The organism is Pseudarthrobacter sp. fls2-241-R2A-168, assembly GCF_030209335.1.
Lineage (GTDB): Bacteria > Actinomycetota > Actinomycetes > Actinomycetales > Micrococcaceae > Arthrobacter.
This window is the reverse complement of record NZ_JARVSG010000022.1, coordinates 1-14,532: the sequence shown is the minus strand read 5'-3', so window position 1 is coordinate 14,532 and position 14,532 is coordinate 1. Positions and strand designations below refer to the sequence as shown.

16 protein-coding genes are annotated in these 14,532 nt (G+C 65.0%); 9 read left to right on the top strand and 7 right to left on the bottom strand.

The genetic code is table 11. The annotated features are described in order from the left end of the window. The first annotated feature begins 27 nt into the window (after window positions 1–27). The 3 genes from QRN11_RS13965 (at window position 28) to QRN11_RS13955 (ending at window position 2,235) form a co-directional block, all read left to right on the top strand. Complete coding sequence (locus QRN11_RS13965) at window positions 28–1,227, top strand: NAD(P)-dependent malic enzyme (RefSeq protein ID WP_142059756.1); 1,200 nt, start codon at window positions 28–30, stop codon at window positions 1,225–1,227. A gap of 88 nt (window positions 1,228–1,315) precedes the next feature. Next, window positions 1,316–1,819 carry a DUF456 domain-containing protein gene (locus QRN11_RS13960; RefSeq protein WP_142059758.1) on the top strand — a complete coding sequence of 168 codons (504 nt, stop codon included), beginning with the start codon at window positions 1,316–1,318 and terminating at the stop codon, window positions 1,817–1,819. Between the two features lie 41 nt (window positions 1,820–1,860). Beyond that, a complete protein-coding gene (locus QRN11_RS13955) occupies window positions 1,861–2,235 on the top strand; it encodes a nuclear transport factor 2 family protein (RefSeq protein ID WP_285313245.1) in 375 nt (124 codons plus the stop codon). A gap of 1 nt (window position 2,236) precedes the next feature. On the opposite strand, the gene QRN11_RS13950 is transcribed toward QRN11_RS13955, so the two are convergent. Further along, window positions 2,237–2,443, bottom strand: coding sequence for a hypothetical protein (locus QRN11_RS13950; RefSeq protein ID WP_091419595.1), 207 nt, complete (start codon window positions 2,441–2,443; stop codon window positions 2,237–2,239). A gap of 152 nt (window positions 2,444–2,595) precedes the next feature. Here QRN11_RS13950 and QRN11_RS13945 point away from each other — a divergent pair, with 152 nt between their 5' ends. Continuing rightward, window positions 2,596–3,573, top strand: coding sequence for a hypothetical protein (locus tag QRN11_RS13945; RefSeq protein ID WP_285313244.1), 978 nt, complete (start codon window positions 2,596–2,598; stop codon window positions 3,571–3,573). A 6-nt stretch (window positions 3,574–3,579) separates the two neighbouring features. Here the strand turns inward: QRN11_RS13945 and QRN11_RS13940 are convergent, their stop codons facing one another. Beyond that, a complete protein-coding gene (locus tag QRN11_RS13940) occupies window positions 3,580–4,227 on the bottom strand; it encodes a LysE family translocator (protein WP_285313243.1) in 648 nt (215 codons plus the stop codon). Window positions 4,228–4,332: 105 nt separating this feature from the next. Here QRN11_RS13940 and QRN11_RS13935 point away from each other — a divergent pair, with 105 nt between their 5' ends. Further along, window positions 4,333–4,788 carry an Lrp/AsnC family transcriptional regulator gene (locus tag QRN11_RS13935; RefSeq protein WP_142059766.1) on the top strand — a complete coding sequence of 152 codons (456 nt, stop codon included), beginning with the start codon at window positions 4,333–4,335 and terminating at the stop codon, window positions 4,786–4,788. An 8-nt stretch (window positions 4,789–4,796) separates the two neighbouring features. Here QRN11_RS13935 and QRN11_RS13930 read toward each other — a convergent pair whose 3' ends face one another. The 3 genes from QRN11_RS13930 to QRN11_RS13920 all read right to left on the bottom strand — a co-directional run bounded on the left by QRN11_RS13930 (window position 4,797) and on the right by QRN11_RS13920 (window position 7,481). Further along, complete coding sequence (locus QRN11_RS13930; RefSeq protein ID WP_285313242.1) at window positions 4,797–5,450, bottom strand: hypothetical protein; 654 nt, start codon at window positions 5,448–5,450, stop codon at window positions 4,797–4,799. After that, window positions 5,447–6,934, bottom strand: a complete 1,488-nt coding sequence (locus QRN11_RS13925) for a WXG100 family type VII secretion target (protein WP_285313241.1) — start codon at window positions 6,932–6,934, stop codon at window positions 5,447–5,449. The genes QRN11_RS13930 and QRN11_RS13925 overlap by 4 nt, the downstream gene beginning before the upstream one ends. A gap of 79 nt (window positions 6,935–7,013) precedes the next feature. Then, window positions 7,014–7,481: an Lrp/AsnC family transcriptional regulator gene (locus tag QRN11_RS13920; RefSeq protein WP_091419606.1), complete on the bottom strand. Its 468-nt coding sequence runs from the start codon at window positions 7,479–7,481 to the stop codon at window positions 7,014–7,016. A 351-nt stretch (window positions 7,482–7,832) separates the two neighbouring features. Here QRN11_RS13920 and gluQRS point away from each other — a divergent pair, with 351 nt between their 5' ends. The 3 genes from gluQRS to QRN11_RS13905 all read left to right on the top strand — a co-directional run bounded on the left by gluQRS (window position 7,833) and on the right by QRN11_RS13905 (window position 9,695). Then, window positions 7,833–8,732 carry a tRNA glutamyl-Q(34) synthetase GluQRS gene (gene gluQRS, locus QRN11_RS13915; RefSeq protein WP_285313240.1) on the top strand — a complete coding sequence of 300 codons (900 nt, stop codon included), beginning with the start codon at window positions 7,833–7,835 and terminating at the stop codon, window positions 8,730–8,732. 82 nt (window positions 8,733–8,814) lie between these two features. Next, on the top strand, window positions 8,815–9,015 hold the full coding sequence (locus QRN11_RS13910) for a death domain-containing protein (RefSeq protein WP_285313239.1): 201 nt from the start codon (window positions 8,815–8,817) through the stop codon (window positions 9,013–9,015). Window positions 9,016–9,041: 26 nt separating this feature from the next. Next, window positions 9,042–9,695: an HD domain-containing protein gene (locus tag QRN11_RS13905; protein WP_285313238.1), complete on the top strand. Its 654-nt coding sequence runs from the start codon at window positions 9,042–9,044 to the stop codon at window positions 9,693–9,695. Here QRN11_RS13905 and QRN11_RS13900 read toward each other — a convergent pair. Next, entirely contained in the window at window positions 9,673–10,932 is a 1,260-nt protein-coding gene (locus QRN11_RS13900) for a low temperature requirement protein A (RefSeq protein ID WP_091419616.1), read from the bottom strand. The genes QRN11_RS13905 and QRN11_RS13900 overlap by 23 nt on opposite strands. Window positions 10,933–10,941: 9 nt before the next feature. After that, window positions 10,942–12,258, bottom strand: coding sequence for an ATP-binding protein (locus tag QRN11_RS13895; RefSeq protein ID WP_050057264.1), 1,317 nt, complete (start codon window positions 12,256–12,258; stop codon window positions 10,942–10,944). 214 nt (window positions 12,259–12,472) lie between these two features. On the opposite strand from QRN11_RS13895, the gene ggt reads away from it, so the two are divergent. Further along, on the top strand, window positions 12,473–14,332 hold the full coding sequence (gene ggt / locus QRN11_RS13890) for a gamma-glutamyltransferase (protein ID WP_285313237.1): 1,860 nt from the start codon (window positions 12,473–12,475) through the stop codon (window positions 14,330–14,332). The last annotated feature ends 200 nt before the right edge of the window (window positions 14,333–14,532 follow it).

Sequence of the window (14,532 nt, the reverse complement as noted above, 5' to 3'; positions counted from 1 at the left end):
CCACGGCGAGCACCAGGAGACAACGACGTGTCCATTGACGCAATTGCAGCCACCGACAACTCCGCAGCCACCGCGCTGACCGAAGCCGAGATCTTCGACGCACACCAGGGCGGCAAGCTCTCCATCGCCAGCACCGTCCCGCTGTCCAACAAGCGCGACCTCTCCATTGCCTACACTCCCGGTGTAGCCGAGGTCAGCCGTGCCATCCACGCCAAGCCGGAACTTGCCCGCACCCTGACCTGGGCCGAGCGCCTGGTGGTAGTGGTCAGTGACGGCACCGCCGTCCTGGGCCTGGGCAACATCGGTGCCAGCGCGTCGCTGCCCGTGATGGAGGGCAAGTCCGCCCTGTTCAAGACCTTCGGCGACCTCGACTCCATTCCGCTGGTCCTCAACACCACGGATGTGGACGAAATCGTGGAGACCCTGGTCCGCCTGCGCCCCAGCTTCGGCGCCGTCAACCTCGAGGACATCTCCGCGCCGCGCTGCTTCGAGCTGGAGGAAAAGCTCATCGAGGCGCTGGACTGCCCGGTGATGCACGATGACCAGCACGGCACCGCCGTGGTTGCCCTCGCCGCCCTGACCAACGCAGCCAAGGTGACCGGCCGCGAACTGGACAGCCTGCGTGTGGTGGTCTCCGGCGCAGGAGCCGCCGGCATCGCCGTCGCCGAAATCCTGCTGGCCGCCGGCATCACCGATGTGGTCCTGCTGGACTCCCGCGGCATCATCAACGCCGGCCGCAAGGACCTCGCCGCTGACCCGGCCAGCAAGAAGGCAGACATCGCCGGCCGCAGCAACCCCCGCAACGTGGAAGGCGGACCCGCCGAGGCCCTCGCCGGAGCAGACGTCTTCATCGGCGTCTCCTCCTCCAAGCTGGCCGAAGAGCACCTCGCCCTGATGAACCAGGACGCTATCGTCTTCGCGCTGTCCAACCCGGACCCCGAGGTCCTGCCCGAGGTGGCCGTAAAGTACGCCGCCGTGGTGGCCACCGGCCGCAGCGATTTCCCCAACCAGATCAACAACGTGCTGGCCTTCCCGGGCATCTTCCGTGGCGCCCTGGACGCCGGTGCCCGCCGCATCACCCCGGCCATGAAGCTCGCCGCGGCTTACGCCATCGCCGACCTTGCCGCCGAGGACCTCTCCGCGGACTACATCGTGCCCAGCCCGCTCGATCCGAGGGTCGCTCCCGCTGTCACCGCAGCGGTCGCCGCCGCGGTGGAGGCAGAGTAGCGCGCATTCCCCTAGCGGAATATACGACGGCGGTGCCTCCCCTGCGCGGGAGGCGCCGCCGTCGGCATTCATCCATAGACTGGGATCCATGAACTCCGAAACCACAGTGACCATCCTGTGCGGCCTGGCGATTCTGGTCGGCGTGGCCGGCACTGTGATCCCCGTGCTCCCGGGCAGCATCCTGATCGGGGCCAGCCTGCTCGCATGGGCCATCTGGGGCGGTGCCGGCACGGCGGGCTGGGTGGTATTCGCCGTTGCCATGGTGTTCGTCGTGGCAGGCATGGCTGCCAGCGCCGTCCTCACGGGCCGGAAGCTGAAGGAACACGCCATTCCCAGCCGGAGCATTGTTGCCGCGCTGGTGGCCGGTGCAGTGGGAATGTTCATCATCCCCGTGGTGGGATTGTTCGTGGGCTTCGCCGCCGGACTCCTGCTCAGTGAACTCCTGCGGACCCGGAATCCCGGACGTGCGGCGACCTCCAGTTGGGCCGCCCTGAAAGCCACCGGCTTGGGCATGCTCGCCGAGTTCGGCCTGGCGTGCCTGGCGGCCAGCACCTGGGTGATTGGCGTGTGGGTCGCGGCCGCCAACGGCTGAGGCGCTTGCGGCCCGGACACCCAAGGGCGTAGAACGGCAGCATGACGGAGCCTACTTCAGCACGCGAACACGTACAGGCCTGGATGGACAAGTACCAGGCGGCGTGGACCAGCAACCGGCCAGAGGACATCCGCGCCCTCTTCACCGAAGACGCCGTGTACGAAACAAGGCCCCACGATCCTCATGCCTGGAAGGGGCAGGACGGCATCGTGGACGCCTGGCTCGCCGCCCGGGATGAGCCGGACGACTGGACGTTCAGCTGGGAGCTGGTGGGCACCGACGGTGATGTTGCCTTTGTCCAGGGTGTCACCACCTATTCGGGTGACCGCCCCACATACGACAACCTCTGGGTCATTCGGTTGGACCCGGGCGGCCGCGCCTCAGCCTTTACGGAATGGTTCATGGAGCGGGGCTGAGTCAGAGGCCCAGGCCTCCAAGCTTGTCCCCGAGACCGCCAGGAAGTTTTGCCAGCAGCTCAGCCGGGCTGATTCCCAGCCTGGACAGCAGGTCTGCGTGCTGGTCGGTGTCCACCTGGTCCGGCAGTTCCGACTCCGCCTGTGAAGCTTTGTCGTTGTCGCCCTGTTTCCGGAGGAGCTCGAGGATCTGGGACTTGTCGATCTGCATGACGTTCTCCTTCGTGAAGCGGAACTGCTAAGGGTGCTTACTACCTTTCCGGAAAACCGTGGCCGGGACAAGAGGCCGGAGCCAATGAGCCTGTGTCCACAGGAGCTGGCGGAGCTGTCCGTCCAGAAGGACGTGGCGGTTAGCATGGAAAGATGACCGCCGGGGACCCTGCACCGATCTACTGGGACAGCCGCGACCTCACGCCGTTCGGCGAGCCCCAGTTGCGCACACCAGTCCACGACCTTGCCGGGGGAGTAGGCGGCCTGCTTACCGGCGTCCTCGGCGGACGCCACCCGGCATTGCTCACCGTGGACGGGGAGATTCCGCGGCTCAAGCGGATGCTGCCCAAGCCGGCCAAGGCCGTGCACGAGGCAGTCTTCACCAGCCGCGAGCCCGAACGCCTGATCACACTGGCCCGCACCTACCCCGGCTGGGCCGGACTTTGCTACCTCATGTCCGGGCTGCTCGTGTACAAGCACGGCGGCTACCTGCGTGCCTCGGAACTGCTGCAGCGCGGCCTCACCACCAGGAACGACGAGGAAGCGAACCGCTACTCGTCGACGTACCTCACCAGGATCGTCACCCGGATCGAACTGGCAGAACGCGTGGAGATCCCCGTCCTGTTCAGTGAGGAGTCAGTGTTCCTGGCGCTCGCGCACTCGTTCCGCGAGACGGGCCGCACGAAGGCCGCGCTGGACGCCCTGGCCGGCCTGCCGCCGTCGCTCCCCATGGCTTTGGCGCGCTGCTCGCTGGCGCTGACCCTGGGCCGGAGCCGGACCGTGATCGACTGGACGGAAGGCCTGCTCAACGCTGACGATCTGTCCGCCGCGCTGCTGCTGGTGCGGGCGCGGGCCCTGCGGCGGGAGGGCCGGTTCGAGGCTGCGCACCAGGCGCTTGCCGAGGTTCTGCGCCGGCGCAAGACACACCTGACCCTGCGCAATGACGCCCTCACGGACCGGGCGCTGCTCGTTCTTGACTCCAGCAGGCGCTCGCTCAACCCCCGCGATTGGGGGCGGCGCCGTGAAGACCCCGTGCCGCAGAAGGAGATCGCCGCGCCGGTGCCCATCCGCAAGGACGAGGAGATGCGGCGGATCTGGGAACAGGACTGGAAGAAACTCAGCGACGAGTAAAGGGCGCTATGCCGCGGCGAGGGCAGGAAGCAGCTGCTCGCCGAGCAGCACCGCGCCCAGCAGCACCATGATCACGCCGCTGGCGAGGGTCACCAGGCGGGCGGCTCCGGGGCGGCTTTGCAGCAGGGTGCGGGAGAGCAGGGCGACGGCGGTATACACAAGCCCCGCCAGCAGCACAAACGTCATCCCGAGCAGGCCCGACTGTACCGGCACGGGAAGGGACGCGTCGGCGCTCACGAACTGGGGGACCAGCGCCACGTAGAAGAGCAGGCCCTTGGGGTTGATCCCGCTGGTTCCCATACCCTGGAGGAACGTCCGGAGCGGGCTGGTGCCGTCACTGCCTGTACGCCCGGCGCCGGCCGTAAAGCTGGCCCCGCGCCAGGAACGGAGCGTGCTGATACCGAGCCACACCAGGTAGGCCGCGCCGGCCAGCGTGATCCAGCCCAGAACCCCGGGCAGCCCCGTGAGCAGGGCGGCCAGCCCCGCCACCAGAAGGACTGTGTGCAGGACATAGCCGCCGCAGAGCCCCGCCACTGCCGGGACAAAACTCCGCTGCCTGAGCCCGGCCGCAATGGAGTATGCCCAGTCCACGCCTGGGGTGCACGCCAGGGCGGCAGCCACCAGCACAAAGGCCAAAAACAGCTCGGGGTTCATTCTTTCTCCTGCCACACGATGCGTCAGGACAAACCCTAGATAGTTTCGGCGCAGAAGTGCTCTCCTTTTTCGCTGCGGAGCAGGCCTGCGCGGTAAGGTTCTTGCGTGATTGACCATATTGACAGAAATATCTTGCGCCACCTGAAGGACGACGGCCGGATGACCGCCACGGCACTCGCCGCGAAGGTTGGTTTGACCGTGGCCCCGTGCCACCGGCGGCTGCGCGACCTGGAGCAATCGGGCGTGATCCGCGGCTACCGGGCGGACATAGATCCCTCCGCCGTGGGGCTGGGCTTCGAGGCAATCGTGTTTGTCACCCTGCGCCAGGTGGACCGGGCCACCATGGAGGTCTTCGAAAACCGGGTGGCGGAGAATCCGAACGTGGTGGAGGCGCAGCGGCTCTTCGGCTCACCGGACTACCTGCTGAAGGTCATCGCGGAAGACCTGCCCGCTTACCAGCGCTTCTACGACGCCGAGCTCACGTCGCTGCCCGGCGTGGAACGGCTGACGTCCACCCTGGTGATGAAGAACCTGAAGTCCAACGCCGGCCCGCCGGTGTAGGGCGTTTCCTAGCTGACCGGCCTGACGTGGACGATGATCACCTGGGTGTCCTTGCCGCCGTCGTACCGCAGGTCGTAGTTGACATCGAGCCCTGTTGACCTGCCGGAGGTGATGGAGAAGTCGCTTTTGGAGCCCGGGTCCGCCTGGGTGCTGCTGATCCAGTCCTCGGCCGAGTCCGCAGAAATGCCGTACCGGTCAACGCCGTCCCGAATGAGCTCGAAGTACTCTTCGGGCGTATCCGCCGTGAGGAAGTATGTGACTTCGCTGAAATCGCTGCGCATGTCCGTGGTGTTGAAGCGGATGCGGTCCGTCTCGCCGCTGATCTCTCCGGTTGGTGCGGTGATGGTCAAGCTGATTTTGCCCGAGTCCCGGGTGTTGATTTCGGGCCCGTAGCTGTCCTGCGTCACGCGGACGGCTTCCTTGCTGAGCCGTCCCGACGTCATGTCCAGCTTCGCCGTCTTGGAATCGCGGATCGCCGCCACACCGGCCGCGTCCAGCGTGGAGTATTCGGAGGTGTTCACGGTGCTCCCTTGAGTGGTTGGTTCGGTGGCCGGGCTGCTGTTCTGGCATCCAGCCAAAGCGCAGCCTGCGGCCAGGGTAATGAGGACGACGGCGGCCTGCCGCCTGAGGCGGGCGGCAGCACTGTCCGGGAATGGGGTCACTGGTGCACCTCTGCGTCGAAGCCGTCCAGGAAGCGGTCCATGATGCCGGGGATGTTGTTGGTGGGCCGGTACTGTTCCACCCTGCCATCAAAATCCGAGGCGATAATTTGCTGTGCGCGGCCAGGATCGGCGGCCAGCAGGTCCTGGTAAGCCGGCAGGGTGTCCTGCTGGATAAGTGCCCAGCGCTGGTCCGCATCGGAGATATTGCCGGCGGGGAAGCCCGTGGTGAAATCGGTACGGAACTGCGCGGGGTTGTCCCAGTTGGTGAAGGGCACGTTTTCCGGCCCCGGACTTTCCACGCTGAAGGTGAAGGGGAATACCTCCGCATAGCTCTTCGCGCCGGGAATCGAGGGCTCGCCGGCCAGTGTCACCATGTAGGTCACGGCCTCGCCGCCGGGGTGGTTGCGCATGGCGTCGTAGTCGTCGGCGATGATCTCGTTCTGCTCCCGGTAAAGCAGGGCTGTGTTGCCCTCCCGGACAAGCTCCGGGTCGCCCGAATCGATCTTTGCCCACTCTTCGGCGGTACCGGGATCTATGGCGCCGGAGTCACGCAACCTGTTGATCTCGTCCATGCCCCCGTCCATGTACGCCTGGTGCTGGCGGGCCTGGTCCAGGAAAATCTCCTTGTTCATGTCCAGCATGCTGGTTTCGTAGAAGCGGATTTCCTGGTCCGTCATCCCTGCAAGCTGTTCGACCTGGTCCAGGACGGGGAGTGGGATGTCCGACGCAGGGTTGTCAGCGATCTGCTGGGCGAGGTCCCGGAGCATGGCCATATCCCTGAAGCCGCCGGCGAAGGATGGCCCAATCATGTTCGCCATGCCGGCCCACTGCAGGTCCGGGTTGGCAAGGTAGGCCTGGCCGTAGAAGTCGTAGACCTTCTTGATGGTTTCCCAGTTGTATTCGGTGCCCTTTGACGTGTCCCAGTCCTGCAGGTCAATGCCCATGTCCAGCATGGCCTGCTGGTTCCAGTAGGAACTGAGGAAGTCCCTGTATGCCTTGGAGTTCGTGGTGATCAGGCCCGAATCTGCCGCAGCGTCCATGGCAGCTTTGGCGGCGTCCGGGTTTGCCAGGGCCCACTGTTTGAATTCGTCGCTCTGGAGGTATTGGCGGCGCTCCTCCGGCGTCATGGCGTTCAAGGTGTCCGTCAGGTCCTGGGCTGTACCGGTGCCGCCGCCAGTGCCGCCGCCTGTGCCGCCGGAACTGCCGGAGCCGCCGCTGGTGCTGGCCTTTTCCTGCTCGTCGGCGTTGGCGAGCAGCGCTTTCGATGCCGATTCCAGCCCTGCCGTTGCGGACCGGAGCAGCTTCTGGTGGGCCGAGGTCCATTCGCTGCGGAAGCGGTCGCCGTCCTGCCCTCTCCACGCCGTGGAGGTGATGCTGCTGCCGAGTTGCTGGCTTAGGGCGTCCAGCCTGTTGGCGCCGCCGGCAAGGTCCTTGGCCAGCTGCCGGAGCTGCGCCACGTCAGCGCCGTAAAAATTCCCCGCCATATTTCCCCCCGTTTGGACTCCCGTGCCAGCTTAACCGCCGCCCGCTCAAGTGGCGATGGGGAGAGCTCCCCGCCCGTGTCTAGTCCGCCAGCAGGCCGGTAGTCCGGTAGGGGATGACTTCGCGGAGGAACATGCTGGTGGAAGTCCGGACGATGCCGGGGCACAGCCTGATTTCCTCGGAAACCCGGTAAAGGTCATCCGGGCTGGTGGCCACCACGCGGATCAGCAGGTCGGTGTCGCCTGCCGGTGCATGGCATTCGAGGACTTCGGGAATCTTCCGTAGGGCAGCGATGGCCTCGTTGAGGTGGCTCTGGTCCAGCTCCGCGCTGACCGCGGCTGCCACGCCCCTTCCCAGGGCTGCCGGAAGCACCCTGCTGCTGTTGGGCCGCAGGGCTCCCGAGGCGGTCATCCGCTCCAGCCTGCTCTGGACAGTGCCCCGCGCCAGGCCCAGTCGCTGTGCCAGCACCATGATGGGAACGCGGGGGTCTTCGTCCAGGGCATTGAGGATCCGCTTGTCCGTAGCATCCAGTTCCTGCAATCTGATCATTTCCTGTCGGTGGGAACCTCGAAGGTTAGTCAGACTGATCAATCGAAGTTCTGGTGGTTGTCCCAACTGTAGGGTGTCTGCTCAAATTGTGGCAACAAGGGCAAAAGCTACCGCTGATTCCCGCAGGCTACAGGTTCTCCGGTACACCACCCGGCAACTGCACACCGCTTCCCGCAAGGAGGCCGCCGCTGATTGACGCTTGTTCACACCATGGTCATTGAAGCAACCACGGCAAGAGCCCCTGAGTTACCGACGCCGGTTTACCCGATGTCATCGGTAGCTGAGGGGCTCTTGTGTTTGTCCGCGCACGCAGGGAGCCGGCCCCGCCTGCCGCCCGCATAGGGTGGATCCATGACCTCTGCCGGCCGTTTTGCACCCAGCCCCTCGGGTGAACTCCACGTAGGAAATCTTCGGACCGCCATCCTCGCATGGCTGTTTGCGCGCTCATCCGGCCGGAACTTCCTGCTCCGCGTGGAGGACCTGGACCGGGCACGGTCCGGTGCGGAAGCGGAGCAATTGCGGGACCTGGCGGCCATCGGCGCGACGTGGGACGGCGATGTGGTGCGCCAGACTGCCCGGGGGGCCCTTTACACTGCGGCAATTTCCCGGCTCCAGGCCGCGGGCCTCACCTACGAATGCTTTTGCACGCGGCGCGAAATCCAGGAGGCACCTTCTGCGCCGCATGCCCCGCAGGGTGCCTACCCGGGGACCTGCCGGAACCTGGACCCGGCCGAGCTGGAGTTCAAGCGCTCCACCCGGCCCGCTGCCGTGCGGCTCCGGGCCGGTGTTGCGGAGTACCGCGTTCACGATGTGCTCCATGGGGCGTATGCGGGGGTGGTGGATGACTTTGTGCTCCGCCGGAACGATGGAGTCACCGCGTACAACCTGGCGGTGGTGGTGGATGACGCCGAGCAGGGCATCGACCAGGTGGTCCGCGGCGATGACTTGCTCCCGTCCACCCCCAGGCAGGCCTATCTCGCCTCGCTCCTGAATATTCCTGCACCGGAATATGCGCATGTTCCACTCGTGGTGAATTCCGACGGCGTCCGGTTGGCTAAGCGGGATGGTGCGGTCACGCTGCGTGACCTTGCTCTGGCGGGCATTCCCTCCGATGCGGTGCGGGACCGGCTCCTGGCGTCACTGGGGCTTCCGGCCGGGAGGCTGGAGCGTGCGCTGGACGCCTTCGACCCGACTGCCCTTCCCCGGGAGCCCTGGGTGTGGACAGGCATGGGTTCTCCGGGTTCCACCTGATGGGAGCCTTAGCCCGCCACGTCAACTTTGGTTGACGCGGGCGGTAACGTCAACTAATGTTGACGGCATGGAGGTGGAGCGGATGAAAACGCTGGTGGGATCAATGGACGGCATGGGGCCTGCGGAGGCACTGCACGCTGTCGCGGAATTACAGAAGGAAGTCAGCCGCACTGAGTCCGCGCTCGTCCGCGGCGCACGGCAGGCGGGACTGTCCTGGGAGGCCATTGCGCTGTGCCTGGGTGTCAGCAGACAGGCGGTGCACCGGAAGTACGGCAAACAGTAGCCACCTGACCCGCCTAGGCTTGGGACATGTCAGAAGAGCAAATGCCGGACCAGAGTCCTGCGCCCAGATTCACCGTTGAGACTGCCAAGGTACTGGCCGAGGTGGCCCACAACCGGCAGAAGGACAAACTGAAGCGCCCGTACAAGGACCACGTCCTTGCAGTAGGTGACGCGCTCGCCGACTTCGACGACGACATACGGATTGCCGGGTACCTGCACGACATCGCCGAGGACACGCCGATAACACGGCAGGCACTGCTGGACATGGGTGTGTCCGAGCGGGCCGTGGAAATTATCGAACGCGTCACCAACCGGCTGCACGAGAACCCGGACGACTACCAGTCCGGAATCCGCGAGATTGCCGAGGACCACGACGCAGCCCTGGTCAAGATCGCGGACAACGCCCACAACTCACTGCCGGAACGGGTCAGGGCACTGGCGGAGAAGTGGCCGGACAAGCCCCCCGTCACCAAATACCGCGATGCCCGGCCGGTGCTTTACGCGGCAGTCGAGGTGGAAGAGGTTCGAAAAATCCTCGCCCGGGTGAATCCCTGGCTGCTGGAAGAGCTGGACGACCGGCTGGATGAGGAAGACACCACCGACTACGAGAACCTGACCTACGAGGGAACGGACGCCGATGGTGCGGCCGGGCCTGACGCTAGGACTGCTGAGGAGCGGTAGTTTCCGCTTCCAGCTTCTCGAGGGCATGGTGGAGCCGCTCCGATCCGCGGCGCTCATCGATAACAATGGAAGCGCCAAGTGCCAGCACAATCACCAGCAGGCACACCGGGACGGAGATGCCCGCCGCGGCCAGGCCCACTGAAGCGCCCAGCGCCAGCAGCACCCCTACTGCGACGGTGATGACAGTGCGGTCCGGACCAAGCATGACGCTGTACAGCCACGTCAGTGAGGCCTTGAACAGTGCCACCGGAACCGCAATGGCGGCCACCGCCGCTGCTGCGCTGATGTGCGCCTCGTGGTCGATGTAATAGGCGGCCACATGCAGTCCGGCGCCGGTAGCAGCGATCGCGGCGAAGATCGGAATATGGCCGTAGCCGAAGAGGAAGGACCGGTACCGGCGCAGGTGGAGTGCGCGGCCGGCAGGCAGCAGGAAGTAGATCCACCACATGCCGAAGGCCAGCGCCGTCCCGCCGAAGCCCACCAGTGCTGCATCCACGCTCCAGCCGTGGCTGGCCACGATGGCCCGCAGCGTTTCGATGGCACCGATGAGGCACTCGCCCAGAGCGATGATCGCCAGGAGTCCGTACCGCTCGGCGATGTGATGGGCGTGCCACGGGGTCCGCGCCTTGCGCTCTGCCGCATACGGGGTGGCCATCTCCAGCACAATCAAGGGGACGATCATGAAGAGAGTAGTCGGAACGTCGGCCTCGATGAAGAGCACCGCGATCCAGCCGAGCTGGACCACCACGAGGTACTTGGCGTAGCGCAGGCACGTGTCGCGGCCGGCCGGGTCCTGCCGTGCTGCCCGCAGCCACTGGGCCACGAGCGCCAGCCGCATGATCACGTAGCCGCCCACAATGACCGCGTTGTCTACGTGCTTGCCCTCCACCAATGAGCGGAACATCGGCTCAATCCCCATGGCGAGGATCAGGACACCCACGATCTGGATCATGGTGACCACCCTGAAGATCCAGTCGTCGGTGTCGTAGGCGCTGGCGAACCAGGTGAAGTTGATCCATGCCCAGATCACGGCGAACATCGCAAAGGAGAAACCCAGCAGGCCCGGGATGAAGTGCGCTTCCGCAATTTCGTGGGCAAACTGGCTGCCGGCCACACCAAACGCGATCACAAAGGTCAGGTCGAAAAAGAGCTCAAGCGGTGTGGCAGCCCGGTGTTTCTCGTGCGGGTCGCGGCCGCCCATGCGCGCCATGGCATGGCGGAGGGGGTTTGAGGACATAAGTAAAAGCTACACGCGGCCCAGCGCGTCGATGTCCTCCAGGAAGTCCTGGTGGACTTCGGCGCTGACGGTGGTCCGGGTTTCGGCGATGGCATCAAGGTAATCCTGGGTGGAGGGCCCCTTCCGCACCGCCTCCCGGACGGACACCGTCCCGCCGGAAGCCAGCCCGCCGTCGTCGTACACTGCTTTTTCCAGCGCGCGCTGGGAAGCGCTCCTCGCCGCGTACTCAATGTCCGCGGGGGAGAATCCCTCGGTGCGTTCCACGAGCAGCTCCACATCCACCGCGTCCACCACAGGCGCGGGGATGAAGCGCTGCCACATGGCTTCGCGGGCCTGCCGGTCAGGCAAGCCGATGGGGATGACGTAGTCGAAGCGGCCGTGGCGCAGGAAGGCGGTGTCCAGGGCGCGGATGAAGTTGGTAGCGCAGACCAGCAGGCGGCCGGGCTGTTCGCGGAAGGCCGGGATGATCTTGAGGAGTTCGTTCGTGACGCCCTGCAGCGGTGAGGGCGGTTCGCCGGAGCGCTGGGACGCGATCTCCTCCACCTCGTCGATGAACACCACAGCGTGCTCCAGTTCGGCGATTTCCAGGAACGTTTCGCGCAGCGCTCCCGCCAAGCCCTGCGGATCTGCCGCGAGCCGGGAGGGGAAGACTTCGACGAAGGGCCATTCCAGGCGGGAGGCGATGGCTTTGGCAAAGGTGGTCTTCCCGGTGCCGGGCGGGCCGAAGAGGACCACGGCGCGTGGCGGAACCACGCCGAATTCGTCGGCGAGGTCGGCCTCGGCAAGGGGCAGGACGAGGCGGCGCTCGAGCAGTTCCTTTTCCTTGCGCATGCCGGCCACGTTTTCCCAGAGGTCGCGGGCCAGGACCCGGCCGCCGAGCTGGCCGAGCGCGCCGAGCTCCTGGCGCTGGACGGGGATGGTGCGTTCGAAATAGCGCAGGTTCTTCTTGAGTGCGAAGCCGCGGCCGAGGAATGCCTCCACCCGGGTCTCGGATTCGGGCATCAGTGCCGAGAGTTTGTTCAGCCCATGCGGGGCCATCCGGTTTTCGACGGCGGCCAGCAGTGAGGTGCCGATGCCGCGGCCACGGTATTCAGGCAGGGTGGCGAGGAAGACGATCCAGCCCTGGTCGTGTGCGGCGCGTCCGACGGCGGCACCCACCACCTGGTCGCCCTGCACGGCCACCACGGCGTGGTCCTTTTCGCAGGATGCCAGGACCTCGGAGAGGGCGTAGACGGGCTCCACGTTGTGGGACTTAAGCGTTTCCCAGAGATGCAGGATCCCGTCCAGGTCTGATGAGTGGAAGTCCCTGATCCGCCAGTTGGTCATGCCGTCTCCCGGTCTGTTCGTCGTTGAACGCACGTGCCGCGCGCCGCGGTGATTGAGCTGCACAGGAAGCATATGCGATCCATCCCCGCAGGGACGTTGCCGGCTGGTTGCATGACGCTTTTGGGGTACCCCGTTGGGTAGCTCATTCCGTTGAGGGTCCCCTGCCCGAGGAGTAGCGTGACTGACATCACTCAAAACCCGTTCAGGAGCCATCATGCCAATTCTGGGACGCCGGTTAGCCGCAATAACGGCTGCGCTGGCAATGAGCGTAACCACCGGAGCGTTAGTAAGTCCTGCTTCTGCCCACTCCGGGTCCAGCGATGACAACACCAAGAAAATGCCTACTGCCACAGGCTACGGGGGCGCCGTCAGCACTGTTGACGTGGACGCCTCTGCCGCGGCCATCGAAGTCCTCCGCAAAGGCGGCAACGCCGTCGACGCCGCCGTCGCTGCGGCTGCAACTCTCGGAGTGACGGAGCCCTACTCTGCCGGTATCGGCGGGGGCGGCTACTTTGTCTACTACGACGCGAAGAGCAAGAAAGTCCACACCATCGACGGTCGGGAGACTGCACCGGCGGCTATGCCAACGGATGCGTTCATCAAACCCGGAACCGCTGAAGCATTCGCTTTCAAGAAGCAGGCCACCAGCGGCATTTCGGTGGGGGTCCCCGGTACTGCCGCTACCTGGGAGCGGGCATTGAAGCGCTGGGGGAGCCTAAGCCTTGCCGACGTTCTGGATCCTGCCATTGACGTGGCAACGGATGGGTTTGTTGTGGACGAGACGTTCCGCCAGCAGACCCTCGAAAACAAGGATCGTTTTCTTCCGTTCGAAGCAACCAGAGAACTGTTCCTGCCGGGCGCGGACAACGATGCGCCAGCCGTGGGATCGACCTTCAAGAACAAGGATCTGGCTCAGACGTATAGGCTCCTGGCCAAGGAAGGGATGGATGCCTTCTACGAAGACGAGTTGGCCGACGAGATCGCCAAAACGGTGCGGAATGCTCCATCTTCTCTGGATCCTATGGTTCCGGTTCCTGGCCCTGCAGGTGTTATGACAACTGAGGATCTGGACGACTACAAGGTCTTGGACCAGAAGCCGACGCATGTGGACTACCGCGGCTACGACGTTTACGGAATGGCTCCCTCCAGCAGCGGCGGCACGACAGTCGGCGAGGCGCTCAACATCCTGGAGACGTTCGGCCTGCCTGCGCTGAAAGATGACAAGGCCAAGGTACTCCACCACTACCTTGAGGCGTCGGCACTCGCCTTCGCCGACCGGGCAAAGTACCTGGGTGATCCTGCCTTTGTCGACGTTCCAGTGAAACAACTGCTGGACCCGGTGTTCGGCAAGGAACGCGCCTGCGAGATCGATCCGCTGCATGCGGCGGAGAAGCCCGTACCGGCAGGTGACGTGGCCGACTACAACGGCGCCTGCGATGTTGAGCCCGCTGCGCTGTCGGACGAAAAGGACAGCGAAAACATCAACACCACCAACCTCACTGTGTCCGACAAGTGGGGCAACGTGGTGGAGTACACGCTCACCATCGAGCAGACCGGCGGGTCCGGGATTGTGGTCCCGGGCCGTGGATTCATCCTGAATAACGAGCTCACGGACTTCTCGCCGGTGTACAGCGAAACCGACCCCAACCGGATCCAACCGGGGAAGCGTCCGCGGTCTTCGATGTCACCCACCATCGTGCTCAAGGATGACGAGCCATTCCTGGCGCTGGGGTCTCCGGGCGGTTCGACGATCATCACCACTGTGCTGCAGACACTCATCAACCGGATCGACCTCGGCATGAGTATTGAGAAGGCTCTGGCAGCCCCGCGTGCTTCACAGCGCAACACCGCCAACGTAACGGCGGAGCAGGCGTTTATAGATGCCGAGTATGGCCAAGAACTTGCATCTAAGTACGGCCACAAGTTTGCCGCGGCAGGTGACCCGGGTACATCGGCGGCCGAAATAGGCGCGGCCACAGCCATCGAGTTCCTCAATGACAACAAGGTCAGGGCGGTAGCCGAACCCGTCCGGCGTGGCGGCGGCTCGGCGATGGTGGTGAAACCATCACACTAAACGGGAGCTGAACAACAACTAACGACGGCGGCACCCCAGGCTCTTGGATTCGAGAACCTGGGGTGCCGCCGTCGTGCGCTGGAGGTACTACTTCTTGAACGTCTCGGCGGGTGGGTTGGCGATGACGGGGGAGAGGCCGGTGTGGCCTTCGCGGGTTTCGGCGATTTCGTGGATGCGTTTGCGGCAGGCGTACCAGCCGA